A 20,513-nucleotide genomic window follows, 5' to 3' on the forward strand; every position below is an offset into this window, starting at 1 on the left:
CATTCCGCCCCCCGGCCCCGAACCGCACCCGGACCCGCACTCCCGGCTGGGCCACGGCATCGAGCTCCTCCGGCACCGCGTAGTCGAAGTACCGGTCGAGATGCAGCACTCCCTTGTCCACCAACACCCGGGCGACAGGCAACTCCTTCGCCAGCGCGGCCCCCCGCCACGTCCGAGGCTTCGCCTTCGGCGCCTTGTTCTTCCGCACGGCCTCCCGAATGAGCGCGAGCTGCTCCGGCACCGCCCCCTGGGCGCCGCCGCTCCTCTGCCCGTTGCCGCTGCTCACCCTTGCATTCTTACCAAATCCCACTGACAACGCCGCCCACCAAGATCACCCCACCGACCACCCCGGCCTCACTCCCCCATCAGCCACATCCTCCGCACCGGAAGCTCAGACTCACCTCCCCCACAAGGCCGCCCCACCGGCCATTTCCACCGCCGATCCAGCCTCCACGAGCCACCTGGGCCTGCCACGACCCCCACCCCGGTATCAGAACTGGAAACGGGAAACTCCGCCGACCGCCTTGCCCGCCCCACCGCACCCGGCAGACGCTGATGCGCGACGACGGGCGTCCCTCGGTATCGGCGGCGTCGGCATGAGGGGGTTCACGTGCTGAAGCAGCCACAGATGTTCGGTCCCGAACTGCGCCGGTTACGGCTGGCCGCGGGACTGACGCTGACACAGCTCGCATCGTCCGTGCACTACAGCAAGGGCCAGCTCAGCAAGATCGAGACCGGGCAGAAACGTCCTACTGCGGAGTTCGCGCGCCTTTGTGACGCGGCACTCGACGCGGGTGGCGCCCTGTCCGCCCTGGTACCCGTCGCCCCGCGCCGTACCCGGTCCTCCGTCCGCGACCAGGAAGGAAGCATGTCACCACCCGATTCGTACGCACATCGCATTCCGGGAGAACATCCCGAAGGACATCCGGGCGGGCATCCGGGCGGATCGTCCTGGAGCCCGCCGTCCCGTCGGCAGATGATGGCCGCCGGAGCCGCCTCCGTCCTTGGTGTTCGAGCCGGTGAGCGCACCCCGGTGCCGAGTGCTCCGTCCGAAGCCGACTCACTGACGAGCGCGTACCGCGAACTGCTCGGCCAGTACCGCCGCATCGGCCAGATGTCCCCGCCGGGCACGCTGCTGCCGGTCCTGGCGGAACAGACGCGAGCTCTCCAAACGCTCTCCGCTCACGGCGACACCCGCGTCGGCCGCGATCTCCTCGCGCTGTCCGCCCGCTTCGCGGAGTTCACGGGCTGGATGGCTCAGGAGGCCGGCGACGACACCGCAGCGCTGCGCTGGACGGACCACGCCGTGGATCTCGCCACCGCCTCAGGGGACGAGCACCTCGCCCAGTACGCCCTGGTGCGCCGTGCCCTGGTGTCGTACTACCGGGGAGCGGCCGCAGAGACGATCGACCTGGTCGACGCCGCACTGAGTGATCGGCTGCCACCCCGTATCCGTGGTCTGGCCGCACAGCGCAGGGCCCAGGGGCACGCCCTCGACGGGAACTACGACGCCTGCATGCGCAGCCTCGAACAGGCGCGCGTTCTCCTCGCTCGCGCCGCTGCGGAAGCCTCCACGGCAGACGCCCCCGTCCTGGGCACGACACACCTCGACGACCCGGTGTCCATGATCACCGGCTGGTGTCTGCTGGACCTGGGCAGGCCCGCCCAGGCCGCCGCAGTCCTCGACCAGCAATGCGCGCGCCTGTCCGCCGGTGCCTTCCGTACCCGGGCCCGCTACGGCGCGCGCCGCGCCCTCGCACATGCCATCGCGGGTGAGATCGACCACGCGTGCGAGCTCACCGCCGACCTCCTCGCGACGACCGCCTCGGTGGGATCGGCAACCATCGCCACCGATCTGCGGCGTCTGTCGCGCGCTCTGTGCCGCCACGCGAGCCGTCCCGCATGCCGGGCCATCGCGCCCCAGCTCACGGCGGCACTGGCACCGGACACGCGCTGACCATCGTTCCGACTCCTTCCCACCCGCTCCCGTAGAAGGGTTGATTCGTCATGCCCGATGTCTTCATCAACTACCGCACCGGCGACGGCCACCAAGTCGCCGTCACCATCGAGCGCGCCCTGTCCACGCGCTTCGGCTCGGAGCGGATCTACCGCGCCAGCAAGTCGATCCCGCCCGGTACGCCCTTTGACGCCCACTTGATCCACAGCGTGCGCCGCAGTGGCGTGCTCCTCGCCCTCATCGGCGACCAGTGGCTCGGCCATCCAGGCCTCCAGGACGCGGGCGACTGGGTCCGCAAGGAGATCCAGGAGGCCTTCCTCTGCGACATCCGGGTCATCCCGGTGCTCATCGGCCGCAGGACCGAACGCCCCTCCAAGGACGGCCTGCCCATGCCCCTGGGCAAGCTCGCGGACTGCCAGAGCCTCCGCTACGACCACCAGAACGACGAGTCCGACCTCCAGCAGATCGGCGACACCCTGGCCGCCCTCGTCCCCGAGCTCGCGGCGGTCGACAGTCAGGCGCCCGAGGAGCCGGAGCCGGGTGTGCTGCGCAACACCATGAGCGACGTCCACGGCACGGCCGTGCAGGCGGGCACGGTCAACGGTGACATCGGCAGCGTCAAGGGGGCCCACGGCTCCGTACACATCGGTCCGAGCAGCCGCACGATCCACCAGTCCGGCGCCGCCAACTACGTGGAGGGCACCAATGAGAGCGGCATACGTCAGTACTTCGGTCAGGTGCCGAAGGGTGAGGACGACGAGCGGTGAACCAGGCCGGAGGCGACACCCACAACTACAACGTGAACAACGTGATCGTCAGCGAGGCCACCGACCTCCTCAAAGCCCCCCTCAAGACTCCCCGACTGGTCGCCCGGGACCAGCTCATCCGCCTGCGCCGACAGTTCGCGCGGCCCAGGGGAATCAATGCCGCGTACGACGTCCTCGAAGCCGAGCACACGGTCTTCCTCACCGGTGAACCGGGCAGTGGCAGAAGCTCCGCGGCGAAGGTCCTGCTCTGCGAACTCCCGCACGAGAAGGGCATCTACCACGAACTCACACCCGAGACCGGGGCCGAGGACACCAGCCTGCCGCCAGATCTCATCGGTGAAGAGGACCGCATACTGCTCGACCTGTCCGCCGCGGACGCGAAGGCATGGAGCACAGCGCTGCACGACCTCTCGGCCTTCCGTCACGAACTGCTGCGCAAGAGGGCGTTTCTGGCGGTGGTACCGCCGCGGCAGTTCGAGAACGGGCTGCCCTCCGAGTTCATCCTCAGGACGATCCACCGACCCGACGCCAGGGAGGTGCTGGCACGGCACCTGCGCAGTCATCAATTGGACGACGCCGTCTGGCAGCCTCTGCCCCAGCAACTGCTCGAACATCTCGACGCCCATCCACCGATGCGCGAACTCGCCCGGCTCGTCCAGCGCATTGTGGCTGCGCGTGGGGCAGTCCACGGCCGCGGAGCCTTCGCCGAGTGGTGTGAGACAGCCCTCACGGCCCAGAAGGACCGCACGCGCGAAGTCGCCGAACTGCTGCCCCGGCTCCGCAAGGGGCGGCAGCGGGCCCTGCTCCTCGCCACGGCCATGCTGCACGGTGCCCGTGTCGAAGCCGTGCACCATGCCACTCCTCTGCTCCTGAAGGAAGTGGACTCCACCGACAACGCCCTGCCGCCCCTCGAGCGCAAGGGTCTGCTGGAGCGCCTCGACACCATCGAGGCGGAAATGGCCCCCGGCGCGGTCGTTTGCTTCAAGCAGCCTGACTTCGACGAGGCCGCCCGCCGCTATCTCTGGGCGAACCTGCCCGATGTCCGTGCTCCGCTCGGCACGTGGCTGGGCAAGATCCTCCAGCTTCGCGAACTCAACGATCCCGACCGCGAGTCAGTGGTGAAACGCTACACAGATCTGTGCCTCTCCTCGGGAACCACCGACCCGCTCTTCGCACTCGTCGAGAACTGGACTCGCGACAACGCACCCCGCACGACTGAGGTGCGGGCCGCTGCCCACATCCTTCAACGCGGTGTTGAAGAAGAACAGTTCGGTGGTGACTTCCGCAGAAGGATCTACGACTGGAGCATCAGCCGCCCCACCGGCAATCTCCGTGAGGTTCTGGTCGAGGTCTGTGAGAAGGCGATGTCGGTCCACCATCCGGAGCCGGCTCTTGTGCGACTCCACCACCTCGCCCGCAACGAGCCTCGACCGGGCGTCGCACGAGACGCTCTGCGGCGCTACGTGCGCCAGGACACGAGGCTTCAGCGCCGTCTGCTGGCGCGGCTGGCCACCAGCCAGAACAGCCGATATCACCGTGCCGATGCCGATCTGTTCCTCGACCTCTCGGCCTTCCCGGACGACTTCCTGCTGCGAGCCTCGACCCGGCAGTGGCTCATCGACTGCTGGCGCATGGTTTTCGACCTGGTCGCCCCGCACCGCTGGGCTCCTGGTGCCCGCAACTGGCTGGTCGCCGCGGACGCGGTCGACAACGTGCCAGTCACCAATGCGGCCCTGGACATCCTGGTCGACGCCGCAGCCGCGCGGTACCCGGTCCTCAGCCGCGTCTACGCCGATGCGCGCCGAGCTGTCTCGTCCGGACTGTCCGCGCGTCTGCTGGAGACGATCAACAAGGCCCAGAGCTCCCACCTGGCACAGCGGTCCCCGAAACTGGAGGTGTCTCCCACATGAGTTCCGGTCAGAAGACGGTCCTGACGTTCCTCAGTCTGATCTACGGGCTCATCGTCGTCATCCTCGTGCTCTTCCTGCGCTGGCCGGTATGGATATGGCTCGGCTCCGTCTCCTTGCTGCTGGCCGTGTGGATCACGGTCGCGGTCGTCGCGGCGCGCGCCCGGCAGCGCGACCCGTTCCCGCCCGGCTCGCTGATCGAGCAACCCGCTCCGCCCGTCGTCGAACGGCGTGAACTCCACATCACCCGGGTCCCGTTGCCCAGCGCGGTTCCCGACTACGACTTCCTCTTCTCCGCCCGCGTCCGCTGGTGCCCGGTGGATTCCACCGCCGCTGACCAACTCACCAACCCCGGGGCGCTGGCCGTGGAGGCCGTGCTCGCCCGTGCCCGCGCGATCACGTGGGCTGTCGAACCGTTCCGCAGCTCTCTTGTACAGCACGAACTCAACGGCGCGCTGGGGGTGATGGCGCCGGATCGCGAGAATCGAGTCCAGGCCATGGCTCTGGATGTCGTCCTCACCCTCTCGGAAGCGGACCAGGAGCGACTGGAACGGCTCGCGGCGATCCGCAAGGACGAGGCGATATGGGAACACCAGCGCAGGTACGAGCAGAACAAACGCGAGTACCTGAGCGGTGATGTCCTCACGAGCACGGGCAGCGCGGTCGTGTGGTGGCTCGCGAAGAACGACGACCACGTGGAGAAGACCGTCAAGGACATAGGCCTCCTGGCCCGGCTCTCATCGGCGGCGAACAACTCGGAGGTCTCCGCACCCTTCCGGCATCTCGTTCTGGATGCCTTCCCACCACCTCCTGTACCCGAGCGGCCTCCCAGCGCTCTCCAGCCTGACGAGCCGCCGGTCTTCGGGTCGCCCGAGGCTGATGCCGCGGACCTGATCGCCGAGGCCTTCCGGCGGGTGGGATTCCGCCCCGGGGACGACGAGGGCCTCCTTATCGTCGATCAACTGGCGATGGCGATCGCTCCCAGGGACGCCGTGACCGCAGAGGAGATACGGCGTCGCTTCGGGGTCGGAGGCTCGCCGACGGCAGCGCACCCTCATCCCAATGGCTCCGGACCGCCGCAGATGCAGGACGCGTCAGAAGGCCCGTCCGAGCCCTTCTGACACACCGAGGCCCGGTGTCCCCGCCAGGGGGCACACCGGGCCTTGTGAACTGGGGCGGCTTACAGCCCCACGGCCTCACGCAACGCGTCCACCCGGTCCGTGCGCTCCCACGTGAAGTCGGGCAGCTCACGACCGAAGTGACCGTACGCCGCGGTCTGGGAGTAGATCGGGCGCAGCAGGTCGAGGTCGCGGATGATCGCGGCCGGGCGGAGGTCGAAGACCTTGGCGATGGCGGTCTCGATCTTTTCGGCGTCGACCTTGGCCGTGCCGAAGGTCTCGATGAAGAGGCCGACCGGCTCGGCCTTGCCGATGGCGTAGGCGACCTGGACCTCGCAGCGGGTGGCGAGGCCCGCGGCGACCACGTTCTTCGCGACCCAGCGCATCGCGTACGCCGCCGAACGGTCGACCTTGGACGGGTCCTTGCCGGAGAAGGCGCCGCCGCCGTGGCGGGCCATGCCGCCGTACGTGTCGATGATGATCTTGCGGCCGGTCAGGCCGGCGTCACCCATCGGGCCGCCGATCTCGAAACGGCCGGTCGGGTTGACCAGGAGGCGGTAGCCCTCGGTGTCCAGCTTGATGCCGTCGTCCAGCAGTGCCTTCAGCTCCGGCTCGACGACGAACTCCCGGATGTCGGGCGCCAGGAGCGAGTCCAGGTCGATGTCCGAGGCGTGCTGCGAGGAGACCACCACCGTGTCGAGGCGGACGGCCTTGTCGCCGTCGTACTCGATGGTGACCTGGGTCTTGCCGTCGGGGCGCAGGTAGGGGATCGTGCCGTTCTTGCGGACCTCGGACAGGCGCTTCGACAGTCGGTGCGCCAGGAAGATCGGCAGCGGCATGAGCGTGGGCGTCTCGTCCGTCGCGTACCCGAACATCAGGCCCTGGTCGCCGGCACCCTGCCGGTCCAGCTCGTCCACGTCGCCACCCGCGACGGCACCCTCGACCCGGGACTCGTACGCCGTGTCCACGCCCTGCGCGATGTCCGGGGACTGAGAGCCGATGGAGACCGAGACACCACAGGATGCGCCGTCGAAGCCCTTCTTCGACGAGTCGTACCCGATTTCGAGGATCTTCTCGCGGACCAGCTGGGCGATCGGCGCGTACGTCTTGGTCGTGACCTCACCGGCCACGTGCACCAGGCCGGTGGTGATCAGCGTCTCGACCGCGACCCGGGAGTTCGGGTCCTCGCGCAGAAGCGCGTCGAGAATGGTGTCGCTGATCTGGTCAGCGATCTTGTCGGGGTGACCCTCGGTGACAGACTCCGAGGTGAACAGGCGACGGGACACAACGCTCCCTGGGGTTGCAGCGGCTGCTGACTGATCATTGGCGGACGGGACGGGGGCTGCGCCCGACATCGTCCGAGAACAGTTTATCGGTTGGGCACAACCGCAGGCCTACCCGTCTCGCCTCTTGGGAGTGCTGTGACCTGCGGCACCTGCATTCTGCCCACAGTGGATCGGTGTTCGCCAGGGGCGCCACGCGCCAATGTGCGGTGTTTGAGGGAACCTTGGGGCGGATGAACCCTTCAGCTCAGACGGGTCACCACAAGGTCCCACACCTTCTCGGCCAGCGCTTCCTTCAGTCCGGGCGGAACCGGGGTCTCACTGCCGTCGGCTCCGAGTATCACGGCCTCGTTCTCCTCTGAGCCGAACGTCTTGCGCTCGCCCACCTCGTTCACTACGAGGAGGTCGCACCCCTTGCGCTTGAGCTTGGTGCGTCCGTTGGCAAGGACGTCGTCCGTCTCGGCCGCGAAGCCGACGATCACCTGGCCGGGCCGGAGGCGGTCGGCCGATATCTCCGCGAGGATGTCCGGATTGCGGACCAGGACGATGGGGTCGGGCTCCTGGCCGTCCCTCTTCTTGATCTTTCCCTGTGCGTACGCCGCAGGGCGGAAGTCCGCCACCGCGGCCGCCATCACCACGGCGTCCGCGTCCGGGGCCGCCTTGAGGACGGCTTCCCGCAACTGGACCGCGGTCCCGACCTGCACGACGTCCACTCCCGCCGGGTCGGGCAGCCCGGTGTTCGCGGCGATCAGTGTGACCCGGGCGCCCCGGGCGGCGGCCGTACGGGCCAGGGCGTACCCCTGCTTGCCGGAGGAGCGGTTGCCGAGGAAGCGGACGGGGTCGAGGGGCTCACGGGTGCCTCCGGCGCTGACGACCACATGGCGGCCGGCCAGGTCGGGCTCGGGCACCCCGCGGGCGAGCACCCTGCGACAGACCTCGAAGATCTCGGCGGGCTCGGGCAGCCGCCCCTTGCCGGTGTCGACGCCGGTCAGCCGGCCCACGGCGGGCTCGATCACCACGGCACCCCGGCGGCGCAGCGTCGCCACGTTCTCCCGGGTGGCCGGGTGCTCCCACATCTCCGTGTGCATGGCGGGGGCGAAGACGACCGGGCAGCGGGCAGTGAGCAGCGTGTTCGTCAGCAGGTCGTCGGCCAGGCCGTGGGCCGCCTTCGCGAGGGTGTCCGCGGTGGCCGGGGCCACGACCACGAGGTCGGCCTGCTGGCCGATGCGGACGTGCGGGACCTCGTGGACGTCGTCCCAGACCTCGGTCGAGACCGGGTTGCCGGAGAGGGCCGACCAGGTGGCGGCGCCGACGAATTGCAGCGCGGACACGGTGGGGACGACCCGCACGTCGTGCCCGGACTCGGTCAGCCGGCGCAGCAGCTCGCACGCCTTGTACGCGGCGATGCCACCGCTGACCCCCAGAACGACCTTCGGCTTGCCCACCGGGCCTCCCCACACTCGTCACGTGCACGCCGCGGCTCTTCGGCGTACGACTGGCTAATGGCTGGCGTACGACTCAATGCTGCGTCACTGCGAGGGACGACCCCCGCACCCCCGAGCAGACCACAGGCCCGGCAGTCGCGCTGCCGGGCCTGTGGAAAAGTCAGCCGCAGGCTGAAAATACTACTGCGCCGGGCCCTCGATGGCCTCGGACGTCAGCAGACCCGCATTGATCTCGCGCAGAGCGATGGAGAGCGGCTTCTCGTGAACGTGAGTGTCAACGAGCGGACCGACGTACTCAAGAAGACCCTCGCCGAGCTGCGAGTAGTACGCGTTGATCTGGCGAGCACGCTTGGCCGCGTAGATCACGAGGCTGTACTTCGAGTCGGTGGCCTCAAGGAGCTCGTCGATCGGCGGGTTGATGATGCCCTCGGGCGCGGTGATGGAAGAGGACACGCTCTACCTTCCGAAAGGGGGGATGAGATCGAAAACGATCACACTACGTCCATCAAGGCTAGCAGCTCACGCGCCACGTCCTCGACGGAGGTGTTGACCAGGGTGATGTCGAACTCCGGCTCGGCCGCGAGTTCGATCTTCGCCGCCTCGAGGCGGCGCTCGATCACCTCGGGCGGCTCGGTACCCCGCCCGGTGAGTCTGCGCACGAGCTCCTCCCAGGAGGGAGGCGCCAGGAACACCAGCTGAGCCTCGGCCATGGACTCACGGACCTGCCGGGCGCCCTGAAGGTCGATCTCCAGGAGGACGGGCTCACCCGCCTCCAGCCGTTCGAGCACCGCGCGACGCGGGGTGCCGTAGCGGTTGCCGGCGAACTCGGCCCACTCCAGCAGCTCGCCGTTGGCGATCAGCTTGTCCATCTCGTCGTCGGTGACGAAGAAGTACTGGACTCCGTGCTTCTCACCGGGGCGGGGCTTGCGGGTCGTAGCCGACACCGAGAGCCAGACCTCGGGGTATTCCTTGCGCATATGGGCGACGACCGTGCTCTTGCCGACCCCGGAGGGGCCGGAGAGCACGGTCAGCCGCGGACGTTCACTCATGCAGCGATTATTCCAGCAATCCCGGATACCCAGGACTCAGGAGCCGGTGCTGCCGAACTCGCGCTCCAGGGAGGCGATCTGGTTGGAACCGAGGCCACGCACACGGCGGCTCTCGGAGATCCCGAGTCGCTCCATGATCTGCTTGGCGCGGACCTTGCCCACGCCCGGCAGGGACTCAAGCAGGGCAGAGACCTTCATCTTGCCGATGACGTCGTTCTCCTGGCCCTGCTTGATGACCTCGTGGAGGGAGGCGCCGGAGTGCTTGAGTCGATTCTTGACCTCGGCCCGCTCCCGGCGAGCCGCGGCGGCCTTTTGAAGCGCGGCTGCGCGCTGTTCAGGGGTAAGGGGCGGAAGAGCCACGCCTACGTCACCTCGGATGTCGAACTGTCGGATACGGACCGGTGAGGAACCTAGTCGCCCCACACCTGGGGAGCTACGAGCAACACGCTTGCCCGTTCCTCCCCCCACTGCCTTGAAGGGCGTGGGAGGTGCCCCCACTCGTCGGAGACTAGCGGGCAAGTCCGCCTTAGTCAGCGAGAACAGCGGAAAAGTCCTGGTCAGCCTCCCTGGAGTCGGACATAAGGGGCTTATTGCCCCGGATTTGAGAATGTATTCAGACTCATGGCGGGACTCGGACCGGCCACGGAGCACTCATCGGAGGACTCAGGCCGCCGTCACGGCGGCGCCGATCTCCACCGCGAAGCGCTCCGCGGACGTGCGGAGCGCCGCGACATCCGGTCCGTGACGCAGGACACCCCTGCTGACGTTCGGGACGACATGCCGTACGGCCGGTCCGAAGACGCCGGGGAGGTCCGCCGGAGTCGCTCCCTGGGCACCGATCCCGGGTGCCAGGAGCGGACCGTTGATCTCCAAGTCGTACGACGACAGGTCACCCAGCGTGGCCCCGACGACCGCGCCGAAGGACCCCATGGGCGCCTCCCCCGCGTTCTCGGCGGCAAGGTGCGCCAGCACGGTCGCTCCGACGTTCCGGCCGCCGGTGTCCCCCGTGCGGACCGCGTGCTGAACCTCACGTCCCTCCGGGTTGGAGGTCAGCGCCAGAACGAACAGGCCCGCGCCGCTCTCGCGCGCCAGCTCCACGGCCGGCTTCAGTGACCCGTAGCCGAGGTACGGCGACACGGTCAGGGCGTCCGAGAACAGCGGCGCGTCCCTGCTCAGGAAGGCCTCCGCGTACGCGGCCATGGTCGAGCCGATGTCGCCACGCTTGGCGTCCATGACGACCAGGGCGCCTGCGGCCCGCGCCTCCTCGACCGACTTCTCCAGTACGGCGACGCCACGCGACCCGAAGCGCTCGAAGAACGCGCTCTGCGGCTTCAGCACGGCCACCCGGTCGGCCAGCGCCTCCACGACGGTGCGGCTGAACCGCTCAAGCCCGGCGACGTCGTCGTTCAGGCCCCAGTCCGCGAGGAGGGACGCGTGCGGGTCGATGCCGACGCACAGCGGGCCGCGCTCGTCCATGGCGCGCCGCAGCCGGGCGCCGAAGGGGTCCGGACCGCTCATGCCGTCTTCCCTGCCTTCCGTGTGTCCGCGCCGACCGCGTCGGCGAGGGTGGCATACGGGCTGCTGCTCAGGCGCGCGGCGAGGCCCTTGTGGAGGGCACGGCTCCAGAACGGGCCCTCGTAGATGAAGGCGCTGTAGCCCTGCACCAGGGTGGCGCCTGCCAGGATGCGCTGCCAGGCGTCCTCGGCGTTCTCGATGCCACCGACGCCCACCAGGGTGATCCGGTCGCCCACGCGCGCGTAGAGGCGGCGCAGCACCTCCAGAGAGCGTGCTTTCAGGGGGGCGCCCGAGAGTCCGCCGACCTCTTTCACGAGAGAGGGTTCGGACTTCAAACCGAGTCCCTCGCGCGCGATGGTGGTGTTCGTGGCGATGATGCCGTCCAGGCCAAGCTCCACGGCGAGGTCGGCGACCGCGTCGACGTCCTCGTCCGCGAGGTCGGGAGCGATCTTCACCAGCAGCGGGACCCGGCGGTCGGTGACCGTACGGTCGGCGGCCTCGCGGACGGCGCTCAGGAGGGGGCGCAGCGCCTCGGTGGCCTGGAGGTTGCGCAGTCCGGGTGTGTTGGGCGAGGAGACGTTCACGACCAGGTAGTCGGCGTACGGAGCCAGCCGCTCGGCCGACTTCACATAGTCCCCGACGGCCTCGGCCTCCGGGACGACCTTGGTCTTGCCGATGTTGACGCCCACGACGGTCCTGAAGACGGGCTCGCGGGACGCCAGCCGCGCTGCCACCGCCAGCGAGCCCTCGTTGTTGAAGCCCATGCGATTGATCAGCGCACGGTCCTTCACCAGCCGGAACAGCCGCTGCTTCGGATTGCCGGGTTGCGGCTCCCCGGTCACCGTGCCGATCTCGACGTGGTCGAAGCCGAGCATCGACATGCCGTCGACGGCCACCGCGTTCTTGTCGAAGCCGGCGGCAAGCCCGAAGGGGCCGTGCATGCGGAGCCCGAAGGCCTCCGTCCGCAGCTCCTCGTAGCGGGGCGCGAGGGCGGCCGCGAGCAACGTGCGCAGCACGGGGATGCGGACGGCGAGGCGGATCCAGCGGAAGGCCAGGTGGTGCGCCTGCTCCGGATCCATCCGTTTGAAAACCAGACGGAAGAATAGCTTGTACATCACTGTGTCCTCGTGAAGCCTCATGAGCCTCATGAAGAGGGGGACACCGCTTCCGGTGTCCCCCTCAGGGCTGCTAGTCGCGGGCCGCGGTCAGGTGTTCCGCGTGTTCCTGGAGTGAGCGCACACCCACGCCACCGTGGTTGAGGGCGTCGATGCCCTGCACGGCCGCGGCGAGCGCCTGGACGGTCGTCAGACACGGCACCGAGCGCGCCACCGCCGCCGTACGGATGTCATAGCCGTCGAGGCGGCCGCCGGTGCCGTACGGGGTGTTGACGATGAGGTCGACCTCGCCGTCGTGGATGAGCTGGACGATGGTCCTCTCGCCGTTCGGCCCCTCGCCCTCGGACTGCTTGCGCACCACGGTGGCGTTGATGCCGTTGCGCTTGAGCACCTCGGCCGTGCCGGACGTCGCGAGCAGCTCGAAGCCGTGGGCGACCAGTTCACGCGCCGGGAAGATCATCGAGCGCTTGTCCCGGTTGGCGACCGAGATGAACGCCCGGCCCTTGGTCGGCAGCGGCCCGTACGCACCCGCCTGCGACTTGGCGTACGCCGTGCCGAAGACCGAGTCGATGCCCATGACCTCGCCGGTGGAGCGCATCTCGGGGCCCAGCACCGTGTCCACACCGCGCCCCTGGATGTCGCGGAAGCGCGACCACGGCATGACGGCCTCCTTGACGGAGATCGGCGCGTCGAGGGGCAGGGTGCCGCCGTCACCGGCCGCCGGGAGCAGGCCCTCGGCCCGCAGCTCGGCGACGGTCGCGCCGAGCGAGATCCGTGCGGCCGCCTTGGCCAGCGGCACGGCCGTCGCCTTCGAGGTGAAGGGGACCGTACGGGACGCGCGCGGGTTGGCCTCCAGGACGTACAGGATGTCGCCCGCCATCGCGAACTGGATGTTGATCAGGCCACGGACGCCGACACCCTTCGCGATGGCTTCCGTCGAGGCCCGCAGCCGCTTGATGTCGAACCCGCCGAGGGTGATCGGGGGCAGGGCGCACGCCGAGTCGCCGGAGTGGATGCCGGCCTCCTCGATGTGCTCCATGACGCCACCGAGGTACAGCTCCTCGCCGTCGTACAGGGCGTCGACGTCGATCTCGATCGCGTCGTCGAGGAACCGGTCGACCAGGACGGGCCGGGAGGGGCTGATCTCGGTCGACTCGGCGATGTACGCCTCCAGGCGTGCCTCGTCGTACACGATCTCCATGCCGCGCCCGCCGAGGACGTACGACGGCCGGACCAGGACCGGGTAGCCGATCTCGTCGGCGATGGCCTTGGCGCCCGCGAAGGTGGTCGCCGTGCCGTGCTTCGGGGCCGGGAGACCGGCCTCGGCGAGCACCTGGCCGAAGGCGCCGCGGTCCTCGGCGGCGTGGATGGCCTCGGGCGGGGTGCCCACGACCGGCACGCCGTTGTCCTTGAGGGCCTGCGACAGGCCCAGCGGGGTCTGCCCGCCGAGCTGGACGACGACGCCCGCGACCGGGCCGGCCAGCGACTCCGCGTGGACGATCTCCAGCACGTCCTCAAGCGTCAGCGGCTCGAAGTACAGGCGGTCGGAGGTGTCGTAGTCCGTGGAGACGGTCTCCGGGTTGCAGTTGACCATCACGGTCTCGTAGCCCGCGTCGCTCAGCGCGAAGGAGGCGTGGACGCAGGAGTAGTCGAACTCGATGCCCTGGCCGATGCGGTTCGGACCGGACCCCAGGATGATGACGGCCGGCTTCTCGCGGGGCGCGACCTCGGTCTCCTCGTCGTAGGAGGAGTAGAAGTACGGCGTCTTAGCCGCGAACTCGGCGGCGCAGGTGTCGACCGTCTTGTACACCGGGCGCACGCCCAGCGCGTGGCGGACCTCGCGCACGACGTCCTCGCGCAGGCCCCTGATCTCGCCGATCTGCTGGTCGGAGAAGCCGTGCCGCTTGGCCTCGGCCAGCAGGTCGACATCAAGACGCTCGGCGGCGGCCAGGTCGTCCGCGATCTCCTTGATCAGAAAGAGCTGGTCGACGAACCACGGGTCGATCCGGGTGGACTCGAAGACCTCTTCCGGTGTGGCGCCGGCCCGGATGGCCTGCATGACGGAGTTGATCCGCCCGTCGGTCGGCCGGACGGCCTCTTCCAGGAGAGCGGCCTTGTCGCCGGGCTCGCCGACGAACGTGAACTGGCTGCCCTTCTTCTCCAGCGACCGCAGCGCCTTCTGCAGCGCCTCGGTGAAGTTGCGGCCGATCGCCATGGCCTCGCCCACCGACTTCATGGTCGTGGTCAGCGTGGAGTCGGCGGACGGGAACTTCTCGAAGGCGAACCGCGGCGCCTTCACGACCACGTAGTCGAGCGTCGGCTCGAAGGAGGCCGGGGTCTGCTCGGTGATGTCGTTCGGGATCTCGTCGAGCGTGTAGCCGACGGCCAGCTTCGCGGCGATCTTGGCAATCGGGAAACCGGTGGCCTTGGACGCGAGGGCCGACGAACGCGACACACGCGGGTTCATCTCGATGACGATGACACGGCCGTCAACAGGGTTCACAGCGAACTGGATGTTGCAGCCGCCGGTGTCGACGCCGACCTCGCGGATGACGGCGATGCCGATGTCCCGCAGGATCTGGTACTCGCGGTCGGTGAGCGTCATCGCGGGCGCGACCGTGATCGAGTCACCTGTGTGGACACCCATGGGGTCGAAGTTCTCGATGGAGCAGACGACCACGACGTTGTCGTGCTTGTCGCGCATCAGCTCCAGCTCGTACTCCTTCCAGCCGAGGATGGACTCCTCCAGGAGCACCTCGGTGGTCGGGGAGAGCGTGAGGCCCGTGCCCGCGATGCGGCGCAGCTCCTCCTCGTCGTGCGCGAAGCCGGAGCCGGCGCCGCCCATGGTGAAGGAGGGCCGGACGACGACCGGGTAGCCGCCGAGCTCGTCGACGCCCTTCAGGACGTCGTCCATGGTGTGGCAGATCACCGACCGTGCACTCTCACCATGGCCGATCTTGCTGTGAACCGCGTCAACCACCAGCTTGAACTGCTCGCGGTCCTCGCCCTTGTGAATCGCGTCCACATTGGCGCCGATCAGCTCGACGCCGTACTTCGTCAGGACACCGTTCTCGTGCAGGGAGATGGCGGTGTTGAGCGCCGTCTGGCCGCCAAGGGTGGGCAGCAGCGCGTCCGGCCGCTCCTTGGCGATGATCTTCTCGACGAACTCGGGCGTGATCGGCTCGACGTACGTCGCGTCGGCGATCTCCGGGTCGGTCATGATCGTCGCCGGGTTGGAGTTCACCAGGACGACGCGCAGGCCCTCGGCCTTCAGGACGCGGCACGCCTGAGTGCCGGAGTAGTCGAACTCGGCGGCCTGGCCGATGACGATCGGGCCGGAGCCGATGACCAGGACGGACTGGATATCGGTGCGCTTAGGCACGCTGGCCCTCCATCAGGGATACGAAGCGGTCGAACAGGTAGGCGGCGTCATGCGGGCCGGCTGCCGCTTCGGGGTGGTACTGGACGCTGAAGGCCGGGCGGTCGAGGAGCCGCAGCCCCTCCACCACGTCGTCGTTGAGGCAGACGTGGGAGACCTCGGCGCGGCCGTAGGGGGTCTCGGAGACCTTGTCGAGCGGGGCGTCGACGGCGAAGCCGTGGTTGTGCGCGGTGACCTCGACCTTGCCGGTCGTACGGTCCTGCACCGGCTGGTTGATGCCACGGTGCCCGTACTTCAGCTTGTACGTGCCGAAACCGAGCGCGCGCCCCAGGATCTGGTTGCCGAAGCAGATGCCGAACAGCGGCGTGCCGCGCTCCAGGACCGCCCGCATCACGGAGACGGGGTGGTCTGCGGTGGCCGGGTCGCCGGGGCCGTTGGAGAAGAACACGCCATCCGGGTTCACGGCGTACACCTCCTCGACGGTCGCCGTCGCGGGGAGCACGTGCACCTCTATGCCGCGCTCGGCCATGCGGTGCGGGGTCATCCCCTTGATGCCGAGGTCGACGGCGGCGACGGTGAACTTCGCCGTGCCGATCGGGACGGCTTCGCCGTCGGGGCCGATCGCCGGGACGACGTACGTCTCCTTCGTCGCGACCTCCGCGGAGAGGTCGGCGCCCTTCATCTCGGGGGCCTGGCGCACCTCGGCGAGCATGGTGCCCTCGTCGGGCAGCGCGTTGCCGGAGAAGATCCCGACGCGCATGGCGCCCCGCTCGCGCAGGTGGCGGGTGAGGGCACGCGTGTCGACGCCGCTGATGCCGACGACCCCCTGCGTCCGGAGCTCCTCGTCCAGCGAGCGCCGTGAGCGCCAGTTGGACGGCACGCGCGCGGGGTCGCGTACGACGTAACCCGAGACCCAGATCCGCTTGGACTCGGGGTCCTCGTCGTTGACGCCGGTGTTGCCGACGTGCGGGGCGGTCATGACGACGACCTGGCGGTGGTACGACGGGTCGGTGAGGGTCTCCTGGTAGCCGGTCATGCCCGTGGAGAACACGGCCTCGCCGAAGGTCGCCCCCACGGCCCCGTAGGCACGGCCGCGGAAGATCCGGCCGTCCTCCAGGACGAGTACGGCGGGAACCCTGGTGGTTCCCCGGGTGGAGGTCGTCATCGTTCGGCGCCTTCCGTGGTGCTGGTGTTGTTCATGGAGTTGAGGGCTTCGACCCACGCGTTGTGCTCGGCCGCCCGGTCGGAGCGGAAGCCCGAGTCGATCAGCCGGTCGCCGTGCTCCCAGGTGACGACGAGCAGGCCGCCCTCGGTGAGGACCTTGCCAGCGATGCCCTTGTCGAGCCGGGCCTCGCGCAGCGCGGCGGCCGGTACGAAGAAGTCGGTCGCTCCCGGGCGTACGACGTCCAGTCCCGCGGCCGTCAGCGTGAGCTCGGCCCGGCTGCGGGTGCCCAGGCCGTGCGCCACGATGCGGTCGAGCCACTGCCCGGCGGTGGTGGAGCCGTGGTAGCGCCCGCTCATCGTCAGTGTGGGCTCGCCCGGGTCGTCCGGCGCGGTGGGCAGCTCGGGCAGGTCGCCCTGGAGCGTGCCGCGCCACTTCCAGCCCTCGCGCATCAGCCAGTAGACGAGCGCGACGAAGAGGAGGAGTCCGACCACCCAGCCGATGCGGGCGGCCCAGTCGGTCACTTCGGCCGACCTCTGTTCGGCGGCGATCGAGATGAGTGGTGTCACGTGAGCTTCCCGTCGACGAACGTGGCCTTGCCCCGGAGCCATGTGTGCGTGACACGGCCCGGCAGCTCGCGGCCCTCGTACGGGGTGTTGCGGCTGCGCGAGGCGAAGCCCGCGGGGTCCACGGACCCACGGTATGCCGTGTCGACGAGCATGAGGTTGGCGGGCTCACCTGCCGAGACGGGACGGCCGTGACCCGCGGCCCGGCCGATCTCGGCGGGCTTGAACGACATGCGGTCGGCGACGCCCGCCCAGTCGAGCAGCCCGGTGTCGACCATCGTCTGCTGGACCACGGACAGCGCGGTCTCCAGCCCGACCATGCCCATGGCGGCCGCGGCCCACTCGCAGTCCTTGTCCTCGTGCGGGTGCGGGGCGTGGTCGGTGGCCACGATGTCGATCGTGCCGTCGGCGAGCGCCTCGCGCAGGGCGTGCACATCGCGCTCGGTGCGCAGCGGCGGGTTGACCTTGTAGACCGGGTTGTACGTCCGCACCAGCTCGTCGGTGAGGAGGAGGTGGTGCGGGGTGACCTCGGCGGTGACGTCGATGCCGCGGGACTTGGCCCAGCGCACGATCTCGACGGAGCCGGCGGTCGACAGGTGGCAGATGTGGACCCGGGACCCGACGTGCTCGGCGAGCAGGACATCCCGGGCGATGATCGATTCTTCGGCCACCGCCGGCCAGCCGCCGAGGCCCAGCTCGGCGGAGACGACGCCCTCGTTCATCTGGGCGCCCTCGGTGAGCCGCGGCTCCTGCGCGTGCTGGGCGACGACTCCGCCGAAGGCCTTCACGTACTCCAGCGCCCGGCGCATGATCACGGCGTCGTCCACGCACTTGCCGTCGTCCGAGAACACGGTCACGCCCGCCGCCGACTCGTGCATGGCGCCCAGTTCGGCGAGCTTCCTGCCTTCCAGGCCGACCGTGACGGCGCCGATGGGCTGCACGTCGCAGTACCCGTGCTGCTGGCCGAGCCGGTAGACCTGCTCGACGACACCGGCGGTGTCGGCCACCGGGAAGGTGTTGGCCATGGCGAACACGGCCGTGTAACCGCCGCTCGCCGCGGCGCGCGTACCGGTCAGCACGGTCTCGGAGTCCTCGCGGCCGGGCTCGCGCAGATGGGTGTGCAGGTCGACCAGGCCCGGCAGCAGCACCTTGCCGTCGGCCTCGACGACCTCAGCGCCGTCGGCGGACAGCCCGGAACCGCTCCAGTCGATTTCGCCCTGCCGGGCGGTGGCGGCGATGGTCCGGCCGTCGATCAGCACGTCCTGCGGCTCGCCACCGAGCACCTTCGCACCACGGATCAGGATCTTGCTCATCTGTCTTACTTCTCCTCGGTACGGGTCTGGAGGGTGACGGGCGCGTTCTTGGACTCGAACACGGCGCCGCCGAGCAGCAGGTACAGAACGGCCATGCGGATGGAGACCCCGTTGGCGACCTGCTCGATCGCGGTGCACCGGCCGGAGTCGGCGACCTCGGCGGTGATCTCCATGCCGCGCACCATCGGGCCGGGGTGCATCACGATGGCGTGCTCGGGCATCCGCGCCATGCGCTCGCCGTCGAGGCCGTAGCGCCGGGAGTACTCGCGCTCGGTCGGGAAGAACGCGGCGTTCATGCGCTCACTCTGCACGCGCAGCATCATCACCGCGTCCGACTTCGGCAGGGTGGCGTCGAGGTCGTAGGAGATCTCGCAGGGCCAGGACTCGATGCCGACCGGCAGCAGCGTGGGCGGCGCGACGAGCGTGACCTCGGCGCCGAGGGTGTGCAGCAGGTCGACGTTGGAGCGGGCGACGCGGCTGTGCAGGATGTCGCCGACGATCGTGATGTGCCGACCGCCGAGGTCCTGGCCGAGCCCGGTGTCCCGGCCGACGAGGCGGCGGCGCATGGTGAAGGCGTCCAGCAGGGCCTGGGTGGGGTGCTGGTGGGTTCCGTCGCCCGCGTTGACGACGGCGGCGTCGATCCAGCCGGAGTTCGCCAGGCGGTACGGGGCCCCCGAGGCGCCGTGCCGGATGACGACCGCGTCGACGCCCATGGCCTCCAGGGTCTGGGCGGTGTCCTTGAGGGACTCGCCCTTGGACACGCTCGATCCCTTGGCGGAGAAGTTGATCACGTCCGCGGAGAGGCGCTTCTCGGCGGCTTCGAAGGAGATCCGGGTCCGGGTGGAATCCTCGAAGAAGAGGTTGACGATGGTACGGCCGCGCAGGGTCGGCAGTTTCTTGATCGGCCGGTCGGCGACGCGGGCCATCTCCTCGGCGGTGTCGAGGATGCGGATGGCGTCGTCGCGGGTGAGGTCGGCGGCCGAGATGAGATGGCGCTGCATCTTTCAGGCTCCGTAAGGCAGTTCAGGTCGGGAGGCGTCCCCGCCACGGTGGCGTGGCCGGGCAGGCGGGCGCGCACGAGCGCGCTGATCGGGCGTACGGCAGCGCCGTACGCCGCAGCGCTACTGCTGCGCGCCCGGGGAGGTCCGCTTCGCACCGAGCAGGACGGTGTCCCGACCGTCCTCCTCGGCAAGCTGGACCTTGACCGTCTCCCGCAGCGACGTGGGGAGGTTCTTGCCGACGTAGTCGGCGCGGATGGGCAGTTCGCGGTGGCCGCGGTCGACGAGGACCGCGAGTTGCACCGCGCGCGGGCGCCCGATGTCGTTCAGCGCGTCGAGCGCGGCGCGGATGGTGCGGCCGGAGAAGAGCACGTCGTCGACGAGGACGACCAGGCGGCCGTCGACGCCGTCACCGGGGATCTCCGTGCGGGCCAGCGCACGCGGCGGCTGCATGCGCAGGTCGTCGCGGTACATGGTGATGTCGAGCGAGCCGACCGGGATCGTGCGGTCGGTGATCGCCCCGAGCTTGGCGGCGATCCGCTGGGCGAGGAAGACGCCCCGGGTCGGAATGCCGAGGAGCACCACGTCGTCGGCGCCCTTGGCGCGCTCGACGATCTCGTGGGCGATGCGGGTCAGTACCCGCGCGATGTCGGGGCCCTCAAGCACGGGCCTCGGATCTGGCGCTTGCGTGTCCATATGAAACGGACCTCCTTCTCCGCCTCACGGGACGGACCTTAAAGGACGTCGGATTTGCGCCATCCACGGTAGCAGGCCGGAATAACGGCCCTGATCACACCCCTGGAGTAACGGATGAGGGGTTACCACGGAAGAGTCGGTCCGGACCATTCGGCTTGACGGGGCAGAGTAACGCTGCGTAACCTCACAGTGAGTCACCAGCCGTGCGGCACCACCGCACGTCGACACAGCGTCCGGGAGCTA

Annotated in this window: 18 protein-coding genes; 4 read left to right on the top strand and 14 right to left on the bottom strand. The window is 69.2% G+C overall.

The features are described from left to right. The coding region (locus FPZ41_RS17380; RefSeq protein ID WP_456154443.1) for a primosomal protein N' family DNA-binding protein at positions 1 to 286 on the bottom strand (286 nt) is incomplete at its 3' end. 324 nt (positions 287 to 610) lie between these two features. Between FPZ41_RS17380 and FPZ41_RS17385 the strand changes: the two genes are divergently transcribed. The 4 genes from FPZ41_RS17385 to FPZ41_RS17400 are packed head-to-tail and all read left to right on the top strand — an operon-like array spanning position 611 to position 5,752. Further along, on the top strand, positions 611 to 1,957 hold the full coding sequence (locus tag FPZ41_RS17385) for a helix-turn-helix transcriptional regulator (protein ID WP_322620356.1): 1,347 nt from the start codon (positions 611 to 613) through the stop codon (positions 1,955 to 1,957). A 50-nt stretch (positions 1,958 to 2,007) separates the two neighbouring features. Next, positions 2,008 to 2,724: a toll/interleukin-1 receptor domain-containing protein gene (locus FPZ41_RS17390; RefSeq protein WP_152863629.1), complete on the top strand. Its 717-nt coding sequence runs from the start codon at positions 2,008 to 2,010 to the stop codon at positions 2,722 to 2,724. Beyond that, positions 2,721 to 4,634: a hypothetical protein gene (locus tag FPZ41_RS17395; RefSeq protein ID WP_152863631.1), complete on the top strand. Its 1,914-nt coding sequence runs from the start codon at positions 2,721 to 2,723 to the stop codon at positions 4,632 to 4,634. The genes FPZ41_RS17390 and FPZ41_RS17395 overlap by 4 nt, the downstream gene beginning before the upstream one ends. Beyond that, entirely contained in the window at positions 4,631 to 5,752 is a 1,122-nt protein-coding gene (locus FPZ41_RS17400; RefSeq protein WP_152863633.1) for a hypothetical protein, read from the top strand. Before FPZ41_RS17395 ends, FPZ41_RS17400 begins: the two co-directional genes overlap by 4 nt. Positions 5,753 to 5,811: 59 nt before the next feature. Here the strand turns inward: FPZ41_RS17400 and metK are convergent, their stop codons facing one another. The 13 genes from metK to pyrR form a co-directional block, all read right to left on the bottom strand. Further along, positions 5,812 to 7,035, bottom strand: coding sequence for a methionine adenosyltransferase (gene metK, locus FPZ41_RS17405; protein WP_322620357.1), 1,224 nt, complete (start codon positions 7,033 to 7,035; stop codon positions 5,812 to 5,814). Positions 7,036 to 7,274: 239 nt separating this feature from the next. After that, a complete protein-coding gene (gene coaBC, locus FPZ41_RS17410) occupies positions 7,275 to 8,477 on the bottom strand; it encodes a bifunctional phosphopantothenoylcysteine decarboxylase/phosphopantothenate--cysteine ligase CoaBC (RefSeq protein ID WP_322620358.1) in 1,203 nt (400 codons plus the stop codon). A 180-nt stretch (positions 8,478 to 8,657) separates the two neighbouring features. Further along, positions 8,658 to 8,930, bottom strand: coding sequence for a DNA-directed RNA polymerase subunit omega (gene rpoZ / locus FPZ41_RS17415; protein ID WP_005319902.1), 273 nt, complete (start codon positions 8,928 to 8,930; stop codon positions 8,658 to 8,660). A gap of 38 nt (positions 8,931 to 8,968) precedes the next feature. Then, positions 8,969 to 9,526 (bottom strand): guanylate kinase, encoded by a 558-nt coding sequence (gene gmk / locus FPZ41_RS17420; RefSeq protein ID WP_152863635.1) that lies wholly within the window; start codon positions 9,524 to 9,526, stop codon positions 8,969 to 8,971. A 36-nt stretch (positions 9,527 to 9,562) separates the two neighbouring features. Next, positions 9,563 to 9,886 (bottom strand): integration host factor, encoded by a 324-nt coding sequence (locus FPZ41_RS17425; RefSeq protein ID WP_131563075.1) that lies wholly within the window; start codon positions 9,884 to 9,886, stop codon positions 9,563 to 9,565. Positions 9,887 to 10,189: 303 nt separating this feature from the next. Next, positions 10,190 to 11,044, bottom strand: a complete 855-nt coding sequence (gene pyrF / locus FPZ41_RS17430; RefSeq protein WP_152863637.1) for an orotidine-5'-phosphate decarboxylase — start codon at positions 11,042 to 11,044, stop codon at positions 10,190 to 10,192. Further along, a complete protein-coding gene (locus tag FPZ41_RS17435) occupies positions 11,041 to 12,156 on the bottom strand; it encodes a quinone-dependent dihydroorotate dehydrogenase (RefSeq protein ID WP_152863639.1) in 1,116 nt (371 codons plus the stop codon). The genes pyrF and FPZ41_RS17435 overlap by 4 nt, the downstream gene beginning before the upstream one ends. Before the next feature lie 73 nt (positions 12,157 to 12,229). Continuing rightward, complete coding sequence (gene carB / locus FPZ41_RS17440) at positions 12,230 to 15,538, bottom strand: carbamoyl-phosphate synthase large subunit (protein ID WP_322620359.1); 3,309 nt, start codon at positions 15,536 to 15,538, stop codon at positions 12,230 to 12,232. After that, positions 15,531 to 16,700 (bottom strand): glutamine-hydrolyzing carbamoyl-phosphate synthase small subunit, encoded by a 1,170-nt coding sequence (gene carA, locus FPZ41_RS17445; RefSeq protein ID WP_152863641.1) that lies wholly within the window; start codon positions 16,698 to 16,700, stop codon positions 15,531 to 15,533. The genes carB and carA overlap by 8 nt, the downstream gene beginning before the upstream one ends. After that, a complete protein-coding gene (locus tag FPZ41_RS17450; protein ID WP_322620360.1) occupies positions 16,697 to 17,266 on the bottom strand; it encodes a PH-like domain-containing protein in 570 nt (189 codons plus the stop codon). Before FPZ41_RS17450 ends, carA begins: the two co-directional genes overlap by 4 nt. Beyond that, positions 17,263 to 18,576 carry a dihydroorotase gene (locus FPZ41_RS17455; RefSeq protein ID WP_152863645.1) on the bottom strand — a complete coding sequence of 438 codons (1,314 nt, stop codon included), beginning with the start codon at positions 18,574 to 18,576 and terminating at the stop codon, positions 17,263 to 17,265. The genes FPZ41_RS17450 and FPZ41_RS17455 overlap by 4 nt, the downstream gene beginning before the upstream one ends. A gap of 5 nt (positions 18,577 to 18,581) precedes the next feature. Beyond that, entirely contained in the window at positions 18,582 to 19,577 is a 996-nt protein-coding gene (locus tag FPZ41_RS17460; RefSeq protein WP_152863647.1) for an aspartate carbamoyltransferase catalytic subunit, read from the bottom strand. Between the two features lie 120 nt (positions 19,578 to 19,697). Beyond that, the gene (pyrR, locus tag FPZ41_RS17465; protein WP_152863649.1) at positions 19,698 to 20,270 is read right to left on the bottom strand and encodes a bifunctional pyr operon transcriptional regulator/uracil phosphoribosyltransferase PyrR; all 573 of its coding nucleotides are present in this window, start codon (positions 20,268 to 20,270) and stop codon (positions 19,698 to 19,700) included. Positions 20,271 to 20,513: the final 243 nt, after the last annotated feature.

It is taken from the genome of Streptomyces acidicola (assembly GCF_009377235.1).
GTDB lineage: Bacteria > Actinomycetota > Actinomycetes > Streptomycetales > Streptomycetaceae > Streptomyces > Streptomyces acidicola.